Here is an 18,904-nt window from a genome sequence, read left to right on the forward strand (position 1 = left end):
CACCTCACCAGACTAAGAACACCCCGCCCGATCAGACACCCGAATTTGCACCCCATGAACTAGTGCATTTGCACCTTACCGCTGCCCCCGGCCGCCCCCCGAAAACAACCCACGCTCCCGAGCCCAGACAATCGCCTCGCTGCGACTGTGCACATCCAGCTTCGAATACACCGTCGCCACATGATTGCGCACCGTGTTCGGCGCCAGTTTCAAGCGCGCAGCAATCTCCTTGTCCGCCAACCCCTCACAGATCAGCCCCAGCACATCGCGCTCGCGAGCCGTCAGATCAGTGAACGACACACTCGGCAATTGCGGCGAATTGACCTTCTTCACATTCGCCAGTTTTTCGATCAGCGTACGGCTGAACCACGACGCATCCTTCATCACCTCTTCAATCGCCGCCACCAGCTCAAGCTCGGTGCGCTTGCGCTCAGTGATGTCCATCAGCACCAGCAGATAGCACACCGTGTCCTGAATGTTGACGGTGTCGGCGGACACCGCGCACTCCAGCAATTCGGCGTCTTTCTTGCGGATCCGCATATCGACGCGATCGACCCGGCCGGTCTTCTCCAGCGCCGCCAGCAACCGGGCGCGTTCCGCCGGTTCATCGATGAAGTCCAGTTGCGCGACGGTTTTGCCGAGCACCTCCTCGCTCCCGTAAGCGAGGGTATCGAGAAAGGCCTGATTGACGTCGATCAGCCGCTGCTCGTCGGCACTGCAAATCAGGATCGGCACCGGGGTCAGGCGGAAGGCCTTGGCGAACCGCTCTTCACTTTGGCGCAAGGCGACTTCGGCCTTGTGCCGGGGCTCCATGTCGACGAACGAAAACAGCATGCAGTCCTCGTCATTGAGCACCAGCGGCTGGCCGGCGACGATCACCTGTTTGCTTCCACCGTCCGGCAAGCGCAACTCAGCCTGCATCTGCGGAATGGTCGCGACATCCCGCAAACGCTGGATCGCCAGGTCCTTGCGCTCAGCCTGTTCGAGAATATCCAGCTCATAAGTCGAGGCGCCGATCACCTGATCGCGGATGTAGCCGGTCATCTCCAGAAACCCCGAATTGACCTTGATGTAACGCAGATCGCTGAGGCGGCAGATCACCGCCGGCGCCGGGTTGGCATTGAAGGTTTTTTCGAAGCGCTGCTCGGCGTTGGCCCAATCGGTGACGTCGCTCATGATCAGCACCAGCGATTCGGTATCGCCGTCGCGATCGGTCAACACCATGCTGCGCACGCTGTGCACCCAGGTGCGCTCCTCATCGTTACGCGGAGTGACTTCGACCAGCACGTCGCTGAAGGTTTCGCCGGCCGCCACGCGGCTGATCGGGTACTGCTCCAGCGTCAGCGTGTGATTGTTGCGATAACGCAGATTGAATCGCTCGACGTATTCCCCGGCATTGATGCCCAGCTCGCCGATGCGACTGACGCCATGCATCGCCAGCGCGGCTTCGTTGGCCCAGAGAATCGTCTGGTCGAGTTCCAGCAGAATCACCCCGTCGGACAGCCCGGCGATGATCTGCTGCAACTGACGGCGATTGGTTTCGGTGGTCAGGACGTCCCGGCTCATTGGTTCTCCACAAGTTCGCGCATGTGAAGTTTACGACCGCAGGCCGTTGTGATCGTGCCGGGCAACTTTGTGCCTGATTACCGCGATGAGTGATCGACCAGCTCGCGCAGCGTATCGAGAAACAGCTTGAGCACCGGCGAGGCATCGTCCGCCCGATACGTCGCGTACAGCGGCACTTGCGGCAGCGCCGGGGTCAGGCGCCGGAACACCAGCCCGGCCGGAGCCAACTGCTCGATCGATGCGGGTAACAGCGCCACACCGAACCCGGCGCGGACCAGACTGAGCAAAGTCTGCACCTCGATCACCTGTTGGCGGATCTGCGGGGTGAACCCGGCTTGAATGCAGCACTGGTAGAGAAAATTGGCGAACCGCGACTGCTTCAATTCCAGCGCCACGAACGGTTCCTGCGCGAGGTCGGCGGGCGCCAGCACTTCGCGCCGGGCCAACGGGTGATCCGCCGGCATCACCACATGGATCGGCTCGTGGATCAGCAATTCATTGCGCAGCTGCGGGTCGTCATAACCGACGCGGAATACGCAGGCGTCGATGCGTTTTTCCTTCAACGCCTTGACCTGGGCCGCCGGGGTCATTTCATGCAGGCGCCAGGTGACCTGCGGATAGCGCTCGCGAAACAGATGCAGCGCTTTGGGCAGCACGCCAACCATCACCGAACTGATCATGCCGATTTCCAGCTCGCCGAGTTGTCCGCGCCCGGTCTGGCGGGTCAGGTCCAGCGCCCGCTCAAGTTGTTCGAACACCAGCGGCGCCTGCTCCTTGAGCATCTGCCCCGCCGCTGTCAGCTCGACCCGGTGATGACTGCGCTCGAACAGCGGCGTGCCCAACTCCTCCTCCAGCAAGCGAATCTGCTGGCTCAGCGGCGGCTGGCAGATGTGCAGCCGCTCGGCGGCGCGGCCGAAATGCAGCTCATCGGCCAGCGCCATGAAGTACCGCAGCAATCGCAGGTCCATGGCGGTTTACCCCAGGTTCAATGGCGTGGAACGCTGACGCACCCCGGTCAGGCTGAACAGCGCATTGGCAATCGCCGGGGCCACTGAAGGACTGCCAAGCTCTCCCACACCGCCCGGTTTGTCCGGCTGGCCATCGAGCACGAGGATGTCCACGGGCGGCATGTCTGACATGCGGGTGACGCGATAGTCGTGGAAGTTGCTCTGCACCACCCTGCCCTGCTGGATGTCGAGGCGGTCGAACAACGCATGGCCGAGGCCCCACATCAGCCCGCCGTAGATCTGTTCTTCGACCCCACCGGGCGACACCGCCAATCCGCAGTCGACCACACAGGTCAGCTTCTCGACCCGCGCCTTGCCGTCCACCTTCGCGACCCGCGCCACCACGGCGATGAAACTGGTGTAGCCCTGATTGGTGGCGATCCCCAGCGCCGTATCCGGCGGCAATTTCTGACCCCAACCAACGCGTTCGGCCGCCTGCTTCAGCACCGCGACATGCCGTGGTCGCTCCTGCATGTTGGCCAGCCTGAACGCCAGCGGATCTTCACCGGCCGCATGGGCCAGTTCATCCATGAAGCTTTCCACGGCGAACACGTTGGGAATGAAACTGACCGAGCGATACCAACCGCTGGGCACGTTGCTTTCGTGCTTGACCCAGTTCAGTTCCAGATGCGGCGGACGGTAGGCAAAGTCCCACGCGGTGATCGCTTCGGTGGTGCTGTAATCCATGTGATCCGGGCGCTCGAAATAGCCCGGCTCCCACTGCTCCGGCGAGGCCGGCGACACTGCATGCAGTTGCAGCGCCGTGAGTTTGCCTTGGGCATCCAGTGCACCCTTCACCCGATGAAGCGTGGCCGGGTGATTGAACAGCGCGTGCATTTCGTCTTCGCGGCTGTTGAGCAGTTTCACCGGCACGCCAGTCTTCTGCGCCAGATACGCGACCTCGAACAACCAGTATTTGGCTTCCCGCGCACCGAAGCTGCCGCCAGACACCAGCTCATGAATGGTGACCTTGTCCTTGGCGATGCCGCACACGGTTTGCGCCGCTTCCAGCGCCGACGAGGGCACCTGCACCCCGCCCCAATAAGTGATTGCCTTGTCCTTGACCTGCGCGGTGATGCAGATCGGTTCCAGCGGGTTTTGCGCCTTGTAGGGCATCGTGTAATCGGCTTCGAGCAGCTTCGCCGCACCCGGCCATTGTCCGGCGACATCGCCCTGGGCCATGGCTTTGACGGTTTGCGTTGCAGGGTCGCCGATCGCTGCGATCTGTGCCTTGGGCAGCTCGGTGCTGTCGAAGCCGGCCAGCGGGGAATCGCTCCACTGGATCGCCAGCAACTTGCGTCCCTGCTGCGCGGCCCAGAACGTTTCGGCCAGCACCGCGACACCTTCGAGGTTGCCGCCGAGCACGTCCGGACGTCCCGGAATCGCGATCACTTTGCGCACGCCCGGCACTTGCAGCGCAGCCGCTGAATCCACCGCGACAACCTTTGCGCCCACCACCGGCGCGCGCTGAATGACTGCCACCAGCATCCCCGGCAATTGCACGTCGATGCTGTACTTGAAACGCCCGCAAACCTTGGCCGCCGCATCGCGTTTGTGGCGAAGTTTGCCGATGTATTTGAACTGTGCCGGATCCTTCAGCGTGACGTTTACCGGTGCCGGCAGATGCGCCGCCGCGCCGGCCAGTTCGCCGTAGCCGAGGCTACGTTTGCTCGACGCGTGCACGACCCGGCCTTCTTCGGTGGAGCAGCTGTCGGGACTGACTTTCCACTGCTGCGCCGCCGCACTGATCAGCAACGCCCGGGCCGTGGCGCCGGCCATGCGCAGGCGATCGTATTCCAGCGACACACTGGTGCTGCCGCCGGTGGAGAAGACTTTCCAGACCGGATGAATGTAGGTTTCAAAGAACGGATCTTCCGGGGTGATGACCTGCACCGTCATCGGGTTCACATCCAGTTCCTCGGCCACGCACGCGGCCAGCGCCGTCTGGGTCCCGGTGCCGGAATCGTGCTTGTGCACCACCAGTTTCACCGTGCCGTCGGGCAGCACGCGCACCCAGGCGTTGGGTTCGAATTCAGCGGCCGAGGTTTTCGGTTCAGTCGCCGCCGTACCGGAAGGCAGGTACAGCGCAATCGCCAGGCCGGACGCCACCGTCACCGCCTGCTTGAGAAACACCCGGCGCGAGGGTTCATGAAGGGTTCCGTCGATGAGGCTCATCACGCCTCCTTCGGCGCATTCGCCGCACGTTTGATCGCTTTGTTGATGCGCCCGTAAGTGCCGCAGCGGCAGATATTCCCGGACATGGCGTTGCGGATCGAGTCGTCGTTGACCGGTGCTCCGGTGTTGAGCAGCGCGGCGGCGGACATGATCTGTCCGGATTGACAGTAGCCGCATTGCGGCACATCTTCGGCGACCCAGGCCAGTTGCAGCGGATGGCTTTCGCTGGGCGACAGGCCCTCGATGGTGGTGATGCTGTGGCCCGCGACGGCGGCCAGCGGCAACTGGCAGGAACGCACCGCAACGCCGTTCAGGTGCACGGTGCAGGCACCGCACAGGCCCATGCCGCAGCCGAACTTGGTGCCGGTGAGTTTCAGTTGATCACGCAACACCCATAACAAGGGCATGGAGGGGGACGCCTCATCCAGCTCGCGTCGTTCGCCGTTTACCGTGAATGCAATCATTGTCAGGCTCCAAAAGAGCGGCCCGTCTTTGTGCGGGCCTGGTGACCGATTATTGGAACCCCCGGCAACGCGCGGCCAGCGACGATTTCTGCCAACTGGTGTAAGCAGGACTAACAACATGTACAAGCGATACCCGTCGGTGCAGTCCATGAGTGCGTTCATCCATGCAGCGCGCAGCGGCAGTTTCTCCAGCGCCGCGCGCAAGCTCGACCTGACCCACAGCGCGATCAGCCAGCAGATCCGTGCCCTGGAAGAGTTCATCGGCCAGCCGCTGTTCGTGCGCGAAGGCGGCGGCAGCAACCTGACCGACGCCGGGCAGTTGTTTGCCAGTGTGTTGTCGGATGGTCTGGCGCAGATTGATCGGGCGTTGTCTTCGGTGAAGAACCGCAGCGTGGCCCAGCGTCTGACTCTCGACGTCGATAGCGAACTGGCGCAGAGCTGGCTCAATCCGCGCCTGCCACAACTGCTCGACGGCTTGCCGGATTACGAAGTGACGATCCTTTCGATGCCGCGCAGTGATCGCAGCACGTTCGAACGGGTGGACCTGTCGCTGCGTTATGGCTATGGCGACTGGGACGATTGCGAGATGACGCAGATTTGCGGGGATCGCGTATTGGCGGTGGCGTCCCCTGCGCTGCTGGAACGGCATGGTTTGCAGGTGCCGCTGAGCCCGGCGCAGATTCTTGAGTTGCCTTTGCTGGGGTATACGCGCAGGTCGTGGATTCCGTGGCTGGATGCTGCGGGTATGCCGGCGGTGGAGCCTGCTGCTCGCGTCGTATTTGATAACGCGGCGAATCTCATTGCGGCTGCCGAGGCGGGTGTCGGCGCAGGACTGGTGCGTGGATTATTGGCTGCCGATGCGTTGCGCAGCGGGCGGCTGGTGGCGTTGAACGAGGCGCAGATTGCGGCGCATTACAACCTGTATGCGGTGTGGCCGCATGGGCAGGTCGAGCGGGTGGCGCCTGTTGTTGAAGTGATCAAGCAGTTGGCCCTCCGAACACAATCCTGACGCCATCGTTGGCAAGCCCATATCGAACAGGTATCACCACCCCACCCAATTAATATTGTACGAACCCTCCCCCGCCTTCCAATACTCGCCTCAAGCAACCACCCACCCGGGCCGGATGCGAACAGGCGAGGGAATGCGCGAGTGCTGCGCATAGAAACGGCCGATTGCCCGGGACGTGGATGCTGTGAGCCGCAAGGCTCCCTTCCCCGCTATCAGGAGATCGACTTCAATGATCATCGATATCAGCTGCTATCCCACGGATCTCGTGGACCTCGCCTGGAGGCATGACGGTGACCCGTTCACCGGCGAGCGTCTGCTGGAGATGATGGATGGCCCGTACATGGTCAACGGCAAGCCTCGCCGCATCGACAAAGCCTTCATCCAGCCACCGCAGGGCAACACCATTTACACCTGGACCGACGGCGAACTGTCGGGCCGCGAATCCATCGACGCCTACATGGCCTACACCCTGAAAATGGTCCAGACCTACCCGGACCGTTTCATCGGCTGCTTCGTCTACAACCCGCGTTGCGGCGTGGAAAACGGCGTCGAGGCAATCGAGCGTTACGTGAAAGAGCACGGTTTCAAGATGGTGCAGATGCAGGCCAACATGCATGCCTACCGGCCTGACCGTGCGCTGGACTGGGTGCGCCCGGCCTTCGAGAAATGCGCCGAGCTGGGCATTCCGGTCAAGTTGCACACCGGCGACGGACCCTACAGCATCCCGTCGGAATGGGTGCCGATGATCAAGGAATTCCCCAACGTCGATTTCATCATGGCCCACTTCGGCGTGCAGACCGGCGGCGTCTATGTGTTCGAACCGATGCAGTGGGCGATGGAGCTGCCCAACGTCTACTGCGAGTCCGGCTGGTGCCTGCAATCGCGGATCGTCGAGTTCGCCAAAGTCCTGCCGACCCACAAAATCCTGTTCGGCACCGACACCCCGCCGAACGAACCGGGCATGTGGCTGCGCCTGCTCGAAGTGCTCTGCCATGAGCCGCCGCAGGGCCTGAACCTCGACGAGGACACCCTCGAAGACTACCTGGGCAACAACACCGCACGGATGATCGGCCTCGAGCCGTCCCCGCCGCCGCGTTCCGTTTCCGAAGCAGAGGCGCAACTCAAGCGCCCCGTCACCACCCAACTGGCCAGGAGCTGAACCGATGATCATCGACACCCATCTGCACCCCACCAATCTGGTCGACGAGGCCTGGCGCCACACCGGCGAACCGTTCACCGGCGAGCGCATGCTCAAGCTGATGGACGGCCCGTACATGATCAACGGCAAGCCGCGCCGGATCGACATGGGCTTCATCCAGCCGCCACCGGGCAACACCGGTTATCGCGACGGCAACCGCCGTGGCCGTGAGGGCGTGCGTGACTACATGTCGTACGTCGCCGAGCTGTGCGTGAAGTACCCGGACCGCTTCATCGGCAACTTCAACTTCAACCCGCGCTGGGGACCGGAAAACGGCGCGGCAGAGCTGGAATTCCACATCAAGGAATACGGCTTCAAGATGCTCAAGCTGCACGCCAACATGCACGGCTATCGCCCGGACCGGGCACTGGACTGGCTGCGTCCGGCGATGAAAGTCTGCGCCAAGTACAACATCGTGGTGCTGATCCATACCGGCGACGGTCCGTACACCATTCCGACGATGTTCTACCCGATCATCCGCGAGTTCCCGATGGTCAATTTCATCATCGGTCACTTCGGCATCCAGACCGGCGGCAACTACTCATTCGAGGCGTTCTGGATGGCGATGGACACGCCGAACGTGTACTGCGAATCCGGCTGGTGCTTCCAGTCGCGGATCGTCGAGTTCGCCAAGGAGCTGCCGCGCAACAAGATCGTGTTCGGCACCGACTCGCCGCCGAACGAACCGGGCATGTGGCTGCGCGAGCTGGAAGTGTTGTGCTCGCCGGCACCGCAGGGCCTGGGGATCGACGAAGATCACCTTGAGGATTACCTGGGCAACAACATCGCCCGGCTGTGCGGGATCGAACCGACCCCGCCGCCCAAGGACCTGGCCGAGGCGGACATTCGTCTGACCACGACCTATCTCTAAACAGGTTCTGACCCGGTTCCAACCCAGCCACACAGCGATTTTACAGGCGCGAAGATGACCCGGCGTTCGCTCGACCGGCAGGCCAACGGCTTGTCGATCGAACGCCACCCTCACCCCTGCGCGCCTGCTTTTTACGAGGTGAAACCATGACCCGTTCGACGCTCGGCGACTCTCAGGATTTTCACGTATTCATCGACGCCTATCGCCGCCAGTACCCGGACGATGTGCTGACCGTCACCCAACCTCTTTCTGCCGATCAGGACGTCACCGCCCTGGTCGATGCCCTCGCCGCCCAGGGCCGCGACCCGCTGCTGATCTGCGAACACGTCGGCAACCTCGGTGTGCCAGTGGCGACCAATCTGTTCGCCTCCCGTCAACGTATCGCCCGGCTGTTCGGTGTCGGCGCCGCGCAATTGCACGAAACCTTCCAGACCCGCGCCAACCAGCCAATCCCGCCGCGCTACGTCGAAACCGGCCCGGTGCTCGACGAAGTCTTCGAGGGCGAAGCACTGGACCTGGCGCTGCTGCCGATGCTCAAGCATTTCGACAGTGATCGCGGTCCGTACATCACCAACGCAATCATCATCGCCGAGGACCCGCAGACCGGCATCGCCAACATGAGCTACCACCGCTCGATGCGCCACGCCCGTCAGGCCTTAGCCACCAGCCTGCACTCGCGCGGGCACCTTTGGCGGATGTTGCAGACCGCCCGTGAACGCGGCGAAGAATTGCGCGTGGCCATGGTGGTCGGCGCGCACCCGCTGTTCATGCTCGCCGCCGCTGCACGCCTGCCCTATGGCAGCGATGAACGCGCGGTGGCCGGCGGGCTGTTCGGTGCGCCGCTGGAACTGGTCAAGACCCCGCGCTACGGCATCGGTGTGCCAGCGTATGCGGAGTTTGTACTGGAAGGCGCAATAGACCCGGCGGCCTATGCCGAAGAAGGCCCGTTCGGCGAGTTCAGCGGCTATTCCTCGGATCGCTCGACCAATAACGTGCTGCGCGTCGACACCCTGTTACGGCGCAAGGACGCCTGGCTGGTGGACGTGATGGGCGGGCGCTACGCCGAACACCTGACCCTGGCGCGGCTGCCCCGTGAAGCGGAAATGAGCGAGAAGCTCAAGGCACGTTTCCCCGCCGTCACCGCCGTGCATTACCCGAACTCCGGCACGCATTTTCATTGCTACGTGGCGCTGGATCAGAGCCGCGACGGCGAGGCCCGGCAGATCATGCTGGCCCTGCTCGGCTGGGATCCGTACCTGAAAACCGTGATCGCGGTGGACAGCGATATCGACCTCACCGACGACAGCCAGGTGCTGTGGGCACTGGCCACGCATTTCCAACCGCACCTGGATATTTTCACGATCGACGGTTTGCCCGGCAGCCCGCTGGACCCGTCGTCCTCGGTCAATGGCACCACGTCGCGCATGGGGCTGGACGCCACGCGTGGCTCCGGGTTCGACGGGATCAAGGCGCAGCTCGATCAGGACGTGCTCGAACGCGCGCGGCACCTGCTTGAAGGTCTGCCATCTTGAACCGCCAGCGGATGGTAGTCGGCATCAGCGGCGCGTCCGGGTTCATCTACGGCGTGCGCCTGCTGGAGTTGCTGGCCGAGCTGAACATCGAAAGCCACCTGATCATCAGCCGCGCCGCGCTGCTGACCATGGCTCACGAAACCGACTACAAACTGGCGGACGTCACCGCCCTCGCCAGCCATTACCACCGCGCTGATGACGTGGCTGCCGGGATCGCCAGCGGTTCGTTCCGCTGCCTGGGCATGGTGGTTGCGCCCTGTTCAATGAGGACGCTGGCGGAGATCGCCACCGGCACCTCATCGGGGCTGATCGGCCGCGCCGCCGACGTCACCCTCAAGGAACGCCGCACCCTGGTGCTGATGGCCCGCGAAACGCCGCTGACCCTCGCCCACCTGCGCAACATGACCGCCGTCACCGAGATGGGCGGGATCATCGCCCCGCCGGTGCCGGCCTTCTATGCCCGCCCCGACAGCCTGGCGCAAATGGTCGACCACAGCCTCGGCCGCGTCCTTGACCTGTTCGGCCTCGACGCCGGCACCGCACTGCGCTGGGGTGAAACCCCGGCCTCCAGACAAAATCAGCCTCACTCCCCTTCATCGTGCACCGGTCTGTCACTACCAAGGAGCCTCACATGAACACCCCCTTCAACGCCCCGACCCCGAACACCAAAATCCCGGTCACCATCCTCACCGGATTCCTCGGTGCCGGCAAAACCACCCTGCTCAATTACATCCTCAAGGAGAACCACGGCCGCAAGATCGCGGTGATCGAAAACGAGTTCGGCGAAGTCGGCATCGACGGCGATCTGGTGCTCAGCTCAGAGACCGAAGAGATCTACGAAATGGTCAACGGCTGCGTCTGTTGCACCGCCGAAGTCCGCGAGGATCTGGTGCGCATCGTCCGCGAACTGGTGGCACGCCCGGTGCGGCTCGACCACATCCTGATCGAGACCAGTGGTCTGGCCGACCCGTACCCGGTGGCCCAGAGCTTCTTCATCAACGACCCGATCGCCGAGGAAGTCGAACTCGACGCCATCGTGACCATGGTCGATGCCAAGCACATCGCCCAGCACCTGGAAGACCTGCAACTGGACGGCGTCGACAATCAGGCGGTGGATCAGATCGTCTGCGCCGACCGCATCGTGATCAACAAGGTTGATCTGGTCAGTTCCGAAGAGGTGGAAACCCTGCGCGGCCAGATCCGGGGATTGAATGCCACGGCGGATCTGGTGACCTCCACTCACGCTCAGATCGACCTGTCGAAGATCCTCGGCATCGGCGCCTTCGAATGCACGCAGAAGCTGATGGAAATCGGTGCGGATCAGCACGATCACGATCACCACGACCATGACCATCACGCTGAAGAGCCCGATCACGAGCACGACCCGAGCGTGTCTTCGGTGGGCATCGCCGTGGACGGTGCCGTCAACCTGATGGCGTTCCACCGCTGGATCAGCGAACTGCGCAGCGCCCAGGCCGACAACCTGTACCGCATGAAAGGCGTGCTGGCGGTGGCCAACGAAGACCAGCGCTACGTGCTGCAAGGCGTGCACAGCCTGGTGGAGTTCCGCGCCTCGACCGCGTGGGGCACCGAGCCGCGCTCGAGCAAGATCGTGTTCATCGGCCGCGACCTGGATCGGGCGGCGCTGAATCAGGGCTTCGCCGCCTGCCTGGCCGGCTGAAACCCGGCATCGGAGCCGGTGGATGGCGGTTCCGGTCACACAGAACGAATACCCCTCTGTACCGAATAACAACAGCTAGAGGTGATTCCCCATGTCGTCAGCCAGTTCCTCCTCCACCGTCCACCCTGTCGACCGCGTCCTGCCGGTGCGACAGATGCTCACCCTCGGCCTGCAGCACATGGCCGTCTCGTACATCGGCGCCATCGCCGTGCCGTTGATTGTCGCCAGTGCCCTGAAGATGTCCCACGCCGACACGGTGGTGCTGATCAGCACCACGCTGTTCTGCTCGGGCATCGCCACCCTGTTGCAGACCGTCGGTTTCTGGAAGTTCGGCGTGCGCCTGCCGATTCTGCAAGGCGTGGCGTTCAGCAGCGTCGGCCCGGTGATCGCCATCGGCAGCAACCCGGAGGTGGGATTCGCCGGGGTCTGCGGGGCGGTGATCGGCGCAGGGATTTTCACCCTGCTGATGGCGCCGTTCGTGGGCCGCTTGCGACGGTTTTTTCCGCCGGTAGTCACCGGTTGTATCGTCACGGTGATCGGTTTGCAGCTGTTCCCGATTGCCTATGAGTGGGTCGGCGGCGGGCGCAACGCGAGCAATTTCGGCGCTCCGGCCTTTCTCGCCGTGGCGGTGGTGGTGCTGCTGACGATCCTGCTGGTCAACCGCTATGGCAGCCCATTGCTGCGCAACATGGCGGTGCTGGTGGGGATGCTGGTGGGTGCCGGTCTGGCTTACGGCCTGGGCATGGGCAACTTTCACAGCGTCGAGGACGCGCCCTGGCTGACCGTGCCCTACCCGTTCTACTTCGGCCTGCCGACCTTCAGCCTGATCCCCATCGCCACCATGGTCGTGGTGATGATCGTGCAGATGGTCGAATCCATGGGGCTGTTTGTGGCCATTGGAGACATTGTCGACAAACCGGTAGACGACAAACAGGTGATCAACGGCCTGCGCGCCAACGGCCTGGCCAGCACCATCGCCGGGATGTTCGCCGCGTTTCCGTTCATTGCCTTCATGGAGAACGTCGGGCTGGTGATCCTGACCGGCGTGCGCAGCCGCTGGGTCGTGGCGATCAGCGGCCTGCTGATGTGCTCGATTGCCTTGGTGCCGAAGGCCGGGGCGATCATCGCCTCGATGCCAACCGCCGCGCTGGGTGGTGCCGGCATCGCGATGTTCGGCGTGGTCGCGGCGGCCGGCATCCAGACCCTGGCCAAGGTCGATTACGAGCGCAATCGCTACAACGTGCTGATCGTCGGTTTCACCATCGCCGCCGCCCTGGTGCCGGTGCTCGCCCCGACCCTGTTCAAACAACTGCCCGAGTGGTCACAGCCGTTCCTGCACAGCAGCGTGGTCATCGCCTGCCTGGTGTCGGTGCTGCTCAACGCGGCGCTCAACGGCGTCAGCGTGCCAGAAACCACACCCGGCAAATCCGCCTCGCACATCCTCTGACTGGAGCTGCCCATGACTCAACTTCAAAACATCCTGATCAAGCACCCGGTGGCGGTGATGACCGGCCTGCGCGGCCCCCGTGCCCGGGCCGGCGCCGTGGACATCCGCGTGGTCAACGGCCGGATCGCGGAGATGGCCGCCAACCTTGAGCCGCAACCCGGTGAACGAGTGATCGACGCGCGAAATTCGGTGGTCTACCCGGGCTGGATCAACACCCACCATCACCTGTTCCAGAACCTGCTCAAAGCCGTGCCCGAAGGCTTGAACCAGGATCTGCAAGGCTGGCTGGCGAGCGTGCCCTATCCGCGCCTGAATCGCTTTACCCCGCAACTGGCGCGGATCGCCGCACGGCTGGGAATGGTCGAGTTGCTGCTGTCCGGCGTCACCACCTGCGCTGATCACCATTACCTCTACCACGCCCACGGCAGCACCGAGACCGGCGACTTGCTGTTCGACCTTGCCGAAGAGTTCGGCCTGCGTTTCGTACTATGCCGTGGCGGTGCGCTGGAGTCGGCGAGCGCGCATCCGGGCTTCTCGAAAACCGCGCTGCAACCGGAATCCCTGGAACAAATGGTCGGCGATATCGAACGGCTGAAATCGCGCTACCACCAGGACACCCCGGATGCCTTGCGCCGGGTGGTCGTAGCGCCGACCACACCGACCTTCTCGCTGCCGCCAACGCTGCTGCGCGAACTGGCGCACACCGCCCGGGGCATGGGACTGCGTCTGCATACGCACCTGTCGGAAACCCAGAACTACGTGAACTTCTGCCGCGACAAGTACAACTGCCTGCCGGTGGAATTCGTCGCCGAACACGAATGGCTCGGCCCGGACGTCTGGTTCGCCCACGCGGTGCACCTGCAACCGGGTGAGATCCGCATGCTCGCCCAGACCGGCACCGGCGTCTCCCACTGCCCCGTCAGCAACGCCCGGCTGGGCAGCGGCGTCGCGCCGATTCCGCAGATGTACGAGGCCGGCGTGCCGATCTCCCTCGGCGTCGACGGCGTCGCCTCCAACGAGTCCGGGAGCATGGTCGGCGAAGCCAACACCGCCTGGCTGATCCACCGCGCCGAACAAGGCGCCTCGGCCACCACCGCCGAAGACGTCATCCACTGGGGCACGGCCGGCGGCGCGCAAGTGCTCGGGCTCGGCGCGGTCGGCACACTGGAAGTGGGTCAAGCGGCGGACCTGGTGATCTACAGCCTTGACCATCCTCGGTTCTATGGTTTCCACGACAGCGCCGTCGCAACGGTCGTTGCGGGTGAGCCGATTGCCGTGAAATACAGCCTGGTGGGCGGGCGGATCGTCGTCGACAACGGAGTAATTCCGGGGCTGGATATCGAGCGGATGCGGGCCGAGGCCTGGGAGGGTGTACAGGCGATGATGAAGGTCGACGATTGATGCATCACCCGGTGGGAGCGGCGGTGCGACGATTGGTCTCGTCAGCTCTCATCGGCGGCATTCGCGACTTCCGGCTTTCTCGACTAACGTTAGTACCTCATCGGATTGAGCCCCTGCCAGCTACACCGGGCTCTTGATCAAGGAGAGACTGATGACATCCAACCGCCTCATCGAACAGACCTATCGCACCTGGTCCAGCCCCATTCTGCTGGAGCTGAAAAAGCGCGAGCACCAGATGGCGCCAGCCGAACGCCAGGCGCTTGAGAATGTGCTGGTGGAAAGACGATTGCTGGACGTTGGCAACCCGAATGGCGTTGAACGACGAAAAGGCGCGGCGAGTAAAACCGACAATCCCGGGTAATCACTTCACCCGCCTGAGTTTGCGTTCAGCCCCAGGCTCAGTAGCTCCTTGCGCAAGATCGAGGGCTTTCGAACCGCCAATCCAGCCTGCCATTCCATCGGCAGCAAACGACTCAACTTCTGCTGGCTGACCACGGGTTCGGCCAGCAAACAACTTTTGCGTTGGCTGATGCAGATGACGTTCAGCAACCAGTCATCACCCTGCCCGTCCATCCAGCGGCAAATCTCGCTGCGATACTTCTCGATCAGCGCGTCGGCGTCCCACACGGTCATCTGCGCGAAAACCTCGGGCAACCGGCTCTCGGGTTTCATGCGTTTGAGATCGGCGGCCAACGCAGCAGAAATCTCTGATTCGATGGCCGCCTGACATTCGAGGAAGTATTGCCCAGGCCAGTCCGCCGTGAGCTTCCCGTGTGGCGCGAGTTCGGCGTAGGCATCGATGTCCGCCGTTGTGGTCATCTGCCCGGTGAAATTCAGCGTGTTGTCCAGAATCGCCGTGGCCAGCAGCGCGGCGCTTTGTTCGCTGATCCTTGGCACCAAGCCTGCGGCTTTCCAGCGCTGAAACACCTGAGTCGCTGCCGCGCCGATCGGGCGGATGTCGGCGGCCGATCCAAGTGTCTGTGCCCAATGGTCTTCGAAGCCCGGATGATGGTCGATGACTTCCACCACCCGATCGAGCGCGACCATCGGGTCGAAATGGTGGTAATCGGAGACGTCGACCAGAATGAACTGATCGTTGGAGGTCGGGTGGTAGTCGTGCAGCACCGCGCCCCAGCCGAGCACGGTGTTCGAAACGCTGGCGTTGGTTTTTGCGCTACTGACGGCGCGGGCGGGAATGCCTTGCAGGTTGAGCAGTTCTGCGTAGGCGATGCAGCAGGCGTAGGCGTCGATGTCCAGATACGCCGAGCCTGAGGTGATGACTTTGATGGGCGACATTGCGCGTCCCTGACTTCCTTTTCAGGGGCGGCAACGTCGCACGAACAGATGACAGTTTGAAGTCAGGCGGCGCGCTGCCCTCCCGCCACCGCCACCGCCGCCGAAGCCGCCAGCATCGCCCGCAGCAACACCGCACAGCCGGCCGCCAGGTCGTCCGGCGCGGCGTTTTCGATTTCGTTGTGGCTGATGCCACCTTCGCACGGCACGAAGATCATCCCGGCCGGGCCGAGCTCGGCGAGGAAGATTGCGTCATGGCCGGCGCCGCTGACGATGTCCATGTGCGACAGGCCCAGACCTTTGGCGGCGCCACGCACGGCTTCGACGCAGCCTTTTTCGAAGTACAGCGGCGGGAAGTCGGCGGTCGGGGTCAGTTCATAGGTCAGGCCGTGTTCTTCGCACGTCGCTTCGATGACTTGTTTCACCTCGCTGATCATCGAGTCGAGACGTGCCGGTTCCAGATGCCGGAAGTCGAGGGTCATGCGCACTTCGCCGGGAATGACGTTGCGCGAGCCCGGATAGGCTTGCAGGCAACCGACCGTGCCGCAGGCGTGAGGTTGGTGGCCGAGCGCCGCGCGGTTGACCGCGCCGACGATGACCGAGGCTCCGACCAATGCATCCTTGCGCAGGTGCATCGGGGTCGGGCCGGCGTGGGCTTCGACGCCGCGCAGTTTCAGGTCGAACCACTTCTGGCCCAATGCGCCGAGCACCACGCCGATGGTTTTCTGCTCGTCTTCAAGGATCGGTCCTTGTTCGATGTGTGCTTCGAAGTAGGCGCCGACCTTGTGTCCGCTGACCTTGCGCGGTCCGGCGTAGCCAATGGCGTTCAGCGCTTCACCAACGGTCACACCGTCGGCATCGACCTTGGCCAGGGTTTCTTCGAGGGTGAACTTTTCCGCGAACACGCCAGAGCCCATCATGCACGGGGCGAAGCGCGAGCCCTCTTCGTTGGTCCAGACCACCACTTCCAGCGGCGCCTCGGTTTCCACGCCCAGGTCATTGAGGGTGCGCAACACTTCGACCCCGGCCAGCACGCCAAAGCAGCCGTCAAACTTGCCGCCGGTGGGCTGGGTGTCGATGTGGCTGCCGGTCATCACCGGCGGCAGGTTCGGATTGCGGCCGGGGCGACGGGCGAAGATGTTGCCGACTTCATCGACCGTGACGCTGCAACCGGCGTCCTTGCACCACTGCACGAACAGGTCGCGGGCCTGGCGGTCGAGGTCCGTCAGGGCCAGGCGACAGACTCCGCCCTTGACCGTGGCGCCGAGTTTGGCCAGCTCCATGAGCGACGCCCACAAGCGGTCGCGGTTGATGTGCTGATGGGTCGATTGCAGAACGTCTACGGCTGCGTTCATGGGGATCTCCTCAGGCAGTTCTTATGGGAATTACAACGGCGATTTGACGACCACCGGGTTGGTCCGCATCGCGCACAACCCGTAATAGATCAATCCGCCCAGCGCCGAGCCGGTGAACCAGCCGTAGCTGTAAAACCAGCTGAATGCGCTGCTGCCCAGCGACAACAGGGTCAGCACCACCGGCACGCCGAACGCGATGAACCCGGCCCAGTTCCACGCGGGATAGATGTCGTCGCGGTACAGGCCGGCCAGATCCAGTTGCTGTTTCTTGATCAGGAAATAGTCCACCACCATGATCCCGGCGATCGGCCCGAGCAGGCTGGAATAGCCCAGTAGCCAGTTGGAATACACGGTTTCCAGGCTGACATCGGAGACGATCAGCCCGAGCTTTTTCAGCAGCTCATGGCCCATCAGCGCCAGCCCGACGAACCCGGTGAGGATCACCGCCTTGGTGCGGTTGATCACCTTGGGCGCGATGTTCTGGAAGTCGTTGGTTGGTGAAACGATATTGGCGGCGGTGTTGGTCGACAGCGTGGCGATGATGATCAGCGCCATGGCCACCGCGACCCACACCGGGCTCTGGATATGGCCGATCAAAGTCACCGGATCGGAGACGCTGACACCCACCAGTTTCACCGAGGCGGCGGTCATCACCACACCCAGTGCAGCGAACAGGAACATGGTCAGCGGCAGGCCGAAAATCTGCCCGAGGATCTGATCCTTCTGGCTGCGGGCATATCGGCTGAAATCGGGAATATTCAGCGACAGGGTGGCCCAGAAGCCGACCATCGCTGTCAGCCCGGCGGCGAAGTAGCTGACTACGCTCGCGCCCTCGGGCCGCTTCGGCGGAATCGCCAGCAACTCGGTCATCGACACATTGGGCATGGCCCACACTAGCAACCCGATGCCGACCGCCACCAGCAGCGGTGCCGACAGGGTTTCCAGCCATTTGATCGACTCGGCGCCCCGGATCACCACCCACAGGTTCAACGCCCAGAAGATCATGAAACCGATCACCTCCCCCGTCCCACCAAGGGATTTCCAGCCCTCGAAAATCGAGCCGAGAAACAGGTGAATCGCCAACCCGCCGAACATGGTCTGGATGCCGAACCAGCCGCAAGCCACCAGCGCCCGGATCAGGCACGGCACGTTGGAGCCGAGAATCCCGAACGACGAACGCAGCAACACGGGAAACGGAATCCCGTACTTGGTGCCGGGAAACGCATTGAGCGTGAGAGGAATCAGGACGATGACGTTGGCAAACAAAATCGCCAGCAAGGCTTCACCGACGGTCAGACCAAAGTACGCGGTGAGCACCCCGCCGAGGGTGTAGGTCGGCACGCAGATCGACATGCCGATCCATAACGCGGTGATGTGCCATTTGTTCCAGGTTCGTTCGCGCACCTTGGTCGGTGCCATGTCGTGGTTGTAACGGGGACTGTCGAGGACGTCGCTGCCGGCTTCGAGTTCGAACAAGCCGTCGCGCTCGATCACTTGCGATCTGTTCTGTTGCATGGCCGCTCCACTGTTCTTCTGATTTTTTTTTGCTCATCAGACGGCTGCACATACAGGTGCGAGCCGGGCGATGGCCGGAGGAACTGACAACTTTCATGCACCGGCCATGGTGTCAGCGGCGGCATCAATAAACGTGCCGGGTGCCCCGCTTGCGCATCGGGCCGTGCTTTTAAAACTTTGTAACTGACTGATGTTGATCAGTTTTAATTATTTACCTTATGAGGCCGCGAAAACTTGACTGAACACTCAGGCTAAATGCCAGGCAAGTTGTCCGAACTGTCAGGACTCAATCTGGTGCACTGCACTTTTTTTCGTCGTGGGCGATCAACCGCAGCTCAACTTCAAGCGGCTGATTTCACATAGGAAATCTTGCTCATATTTCCAACCTGT

General features: G+C 62.8%; 16 protein-coding genes. 9 read left to right on the forward strand and 7 right to left on the reverse strand.

Annotation, left to right across the window (positions count from 1 at the left end):
- Positions 1–75: 75 nt before the first annotated feature.
- The 4 genes from AC07VV_RS07425 to AC07VV_RS07440 form a co-directional block, all read right to left on the reverse strand.
- Complete coding sequence (locus tag AC07VV_RS07425) at positions 76–1,566, reverse strand: helix-turn-helix transcriptional regulator (RefSeq protein WP_495035825.1); 1,491 nt, start codon at positions 1,564–1,566, stop codon at positions 76–78.
- A 77-nt stretch (positions 1,567–1,643) separates the two neighbouring features.
- Positions 1,644–2,534: a LysR family transcriptional regulator gene (locus AC07VV_RS07430; protein WP_085711502.1), complete on the reverse strand. Its 891-nt coding sequence runs from the start codon at positions 2,532–2,534 to the stop codon at positions 1,644–1,646.
- A 6-nt stretch (positions 2,535–2,540) separates the two neighbouring features.
- On the reverse strand, positions 2,541–4,748 hold the full coding sequence (locus AC07VV_RS07435) for a xanthine dehydrogenase family protein molybdopterin-binding subunit (RefSeq protein ID WP_495035826.1): 2,208 nt from the start codon (positions 4,746–4,748) through the stop codon (positions 2,541–2,543).
- Complete coding sequence (locus tag AC07VV_RS07440; protein ID WP_011334796.1) at positions 4,748–5,212, reverse strand: (2Fe-2S)-binding protein; 465 nt, start codon at positions 5,210–5,212, stop codon at positions 4,748–4,750. Before AC07VV_RS07440 ends, AC07VV_RS07435 begins: the two co-directional genes overlap by 1 nt.
- A gap of 118 nt (positions 5,213–5,330) precedes the next feature.
- Here AC07VV_RS07440 and AC07VV_RS07445 point away from each other — a divergent pair, with 118 nt between their 5' ends.
- The 9 genes from AC07VV_RS07445 (at position 5,331) to AC07VV_RS07485 (ending at position 14,712) form a co-directional block, all read left to right on the forward strand.
- Positions 5,331–6,221 (forward strand): LysR substrate-binding domain-containing protein, encoded by an 891-nt coding sequence (locus AC07VV_RS07445; RefSeq protein WP_495035827.1) that lies wholly within the window; start codon positions 5,331–5,333, stop codon positions 6,219–6,221.
- 229 nt (positions 6,222–6,450) lie between these two features.
- Entirely contained in the window at positions 6,451–7,380 is a 930-nt protein-coding gene (locus tag AC07VV_RS07450; RefSeq protein ID WP_007952852.1) for an amidohydrolase family protein, read from the forward strand.
- Between the two features lie 4 nt (positions 7,381–7,384).
- Positions 7,385–8,290, forward strand: coding sequence for an amidohydrolase family protein (locus AC07VV_RS07455; RefSeq protein WP_007952854.1), 906 nt, complete (start codon positions 7,385–7,387; stop codon positions 8,288–8,290).
- Between the two features lie 146 nt (positions 8,291–8,436).
- Positions 8,437–9,822 (forward strand): UbiD family decarboxylase, encoded by a 1,386-nt coding sequence (locus tag AC07VV_RS07460; protein ID WP_495035828.1) that lies wholly within the window; start codon positions 8,437–8,439, stop codon positions 9,820–9,822.
- A gap of 11 nt (positions 9,823–9,833) precedes the next feature.
- Positions 9,834–10,457: a UbiX family flavin prenyltransferase gene (locus AC07VV_RS07465; protein WP_495035949.1), complete on the forward strand. Its 624-nt coding sequence runs from the start codon at positions 9,834–9,836 to the stop codon at positions 10,455–10,457.
- Positions 10,454–11,503 (forward strand): CobW family GTP-binding protein, encoded by a 1,050-nt coding sequence (locus AC07VV_RS07470; protein WP_495035829.1) that lies wholly within the window; start codon positions 10,454–10,456, stop codon positions 11,501–11,503. The genes AC07VV_RS07465 and AC07VV_RS07470 overlap by 4 nt, the downstream gene beginning before the upstream one ends.
- Before the next feature lie 91 nt (positions 11,504–11,594).
- The gene (locus AC07VV_RS07475; RefSeq protein WP_249486727.1) at positions 11,595–12,950 is read left to right on the forward strand and encodes a nucleobase:cation symporter-2 family protein; all 1,356 of its coding nucleotides are present in this window, start codon (positions 11,595–11,597) and stop codon (positions 12,948–12,950) included.
- Between the two features lie 12 nt (positions 12,951–12,962).
- Positions 12,963–14,351, forward strand: a complete 1,389-nt coding sequence (locus AC07VV_RS07480; protein ID WP_495035830.1) for an amidohydrolase family protein — start codon at positions 12,963–12,965, stop codon at positions 14,349–14,351.
- Positions 14,352–14,502: 151 nt separating this feature from the next.
- A complete protein-coding gene (locus AC07VV_RS07485; RefSeq protein ID WP_096822539.1) occupies positions 14,503–14,712 on the forward strand; it encodes a hypothetical protein in 210 nt (69 codons plus the stop codon).
- A 5-nt stretch (positions 14,713–14,717) separates the two neighbouring features.
- Here AC07VV_RS07485 and AC07VV_RS07490 read toward each other — a convergent pair whose 3' ends face one another.
- The 3 genes from AC07VV_RS07490 to AC07VV_RS07500 form a co-directional block, all read right to left on the reverse strand.
- Positions 14,718–15,638, reverse strand: coding sequence for a DHH family phosphoesterase (locus AC07VV_RS07490; RefSeq protein WP_495035950.1), 921 nt, complete (start codon positions 15,636–15,638; stop codon positions 14,718–14,720).
- A gap of 71 nt (positions 15,639–15,709) precedes the next feature.
- On the reverse strand, positions 15,710–16,999 hold the full coding sequence (locus tag AC07VV_RS07495) for a Zn-dependent hydrolase (protein WP_495035831.1): 1,290 nt from the start codon (positions 16,997–16,999) through the stop codon (positions 15,710–15,712).
- Positions 17,000–17,029: 30 nt separating this feature from the next.
- A complete protein-coding gene (locus AC07VV_RS07500; protein WP_495035832.1) occupies positions 17,030–18,514 on the reverse strand; it encodes an NCS1 family nucleobase:cation symporter-1 in 1,485 nt (494 codons plus the stop codon).
- Between the last annotated feature and the right edge of the window lie 390 nt (positions 18,515–18,904).

It is taken from the genome of Pseudomonas sp. GW821-FHT02C04, from assembly GCF_059421845.1.

Bases quoted from the DNA above. Each gene is read 5' to 3' on its own strand.
- AC07VV_RS07425 (WP_495035825.1), bottom strand. From the start codon at position 1,566: ATGAGCCGGGACGTCCTGACCACCGAAACCAATCGCCGTCAGTTGCAG.
- AC07VV_RS07430 (WP_085711502.1), bottom strand. From the start codon at position 2,534: ATGGACCTGCGATTGCTGCGGTACTTCATGGCGCTGGCCGATGAGCTG.
- AC07VV_RS07435 (WP_495035826.1), bottom strand. From the start codon at position 4,748: ATGAGCCTCATCGACGGAACCCTTCATGAACCCTCGCGCCGGGTGTTT.
- AC07VV_RS07440 (WP_011334796.1), bottom strand. From the start codon at position 5,212: ATGATTGCATTCACGGTAAACGGCGAACGACGCGAGCTGGATGAGGCG.
- AC07VV_RS07445 (WP_495035827.1), top strand. From the start codon at position 5,331: ATGTACAAGCGATACCCGTCGGTGCAGTCCATGAGTGCGTTCATCCAT.
- AC07VV_RS07450 (WP_007952852.1), top strand. From the start codon at position 6,451: ATGATCATCGATATCAGCTGCTATCCCACGGATCTCGTGGACCTCGCC.
- AC07VV_RS07455 (WP_007952854.1), top strand. From the start codon at position 7,385: ATGATCATCGACACCCATCTGCACCCCACCAATCTGGTCGACGAGGCC.
- AC07VV_RS07460 (WP_495035828.1), top strand. From the start codon at position 8,437: ATGACCCGTTCGACGCTCGGCGACTCTCAGGATTTTCACGTATTCATC.
- AC07VV_RS07465 (WP_495035949.1), top strand. From the start codon at position 9,834: ATGGTAGTCGGCATCAGCGGCGCGTCCGGGTTCATCTACGGCGTGCGC.
- AC07VV_RS07470 (WP_495035829.1), top strand. From the start codon at position 10,454: ATGAACACCCCCTTCAACGCCCCGACCCCGAACACCAAAATCCCGGTC.
- AC07VV_RS07475 (WP_249486727.1), top strand. From the start codon at position 11,595: ATGTCGTCAGCCAGTTCCTCCTCCACCGTCCACCCTGTCGACCGCGTC.
- AC07VV_RS07480 (WP_495035830.1), top strand. From the start codon at position 12,963: ATGACTCAACTTCAAAACATCCTGATCAAGCACCCGGTGGCGGTGATG.
- AC07VV_RS07485 (WP_096822539.1), top strand. From the start codon at position 14,503: ATGACATCCAACCGCCTCATCGAACAGACCTATCGCACCTGGTCCAGC.
- AC07VV_RS07495 (WP_495035831.1), bottom strand. From the start codon at position 16,999: ATGAACGCAGCCGTAGACGTTCTGCAATCGACCCATCAGCACATCAAC.
- AC07VV_RS07500 (WP_495035832.1), bottom strand. From the start codon at position 18,514: ATGCAACAGAACAGATCGCAAGTGATCGAGCGCGACGGCTTGTTCGAA.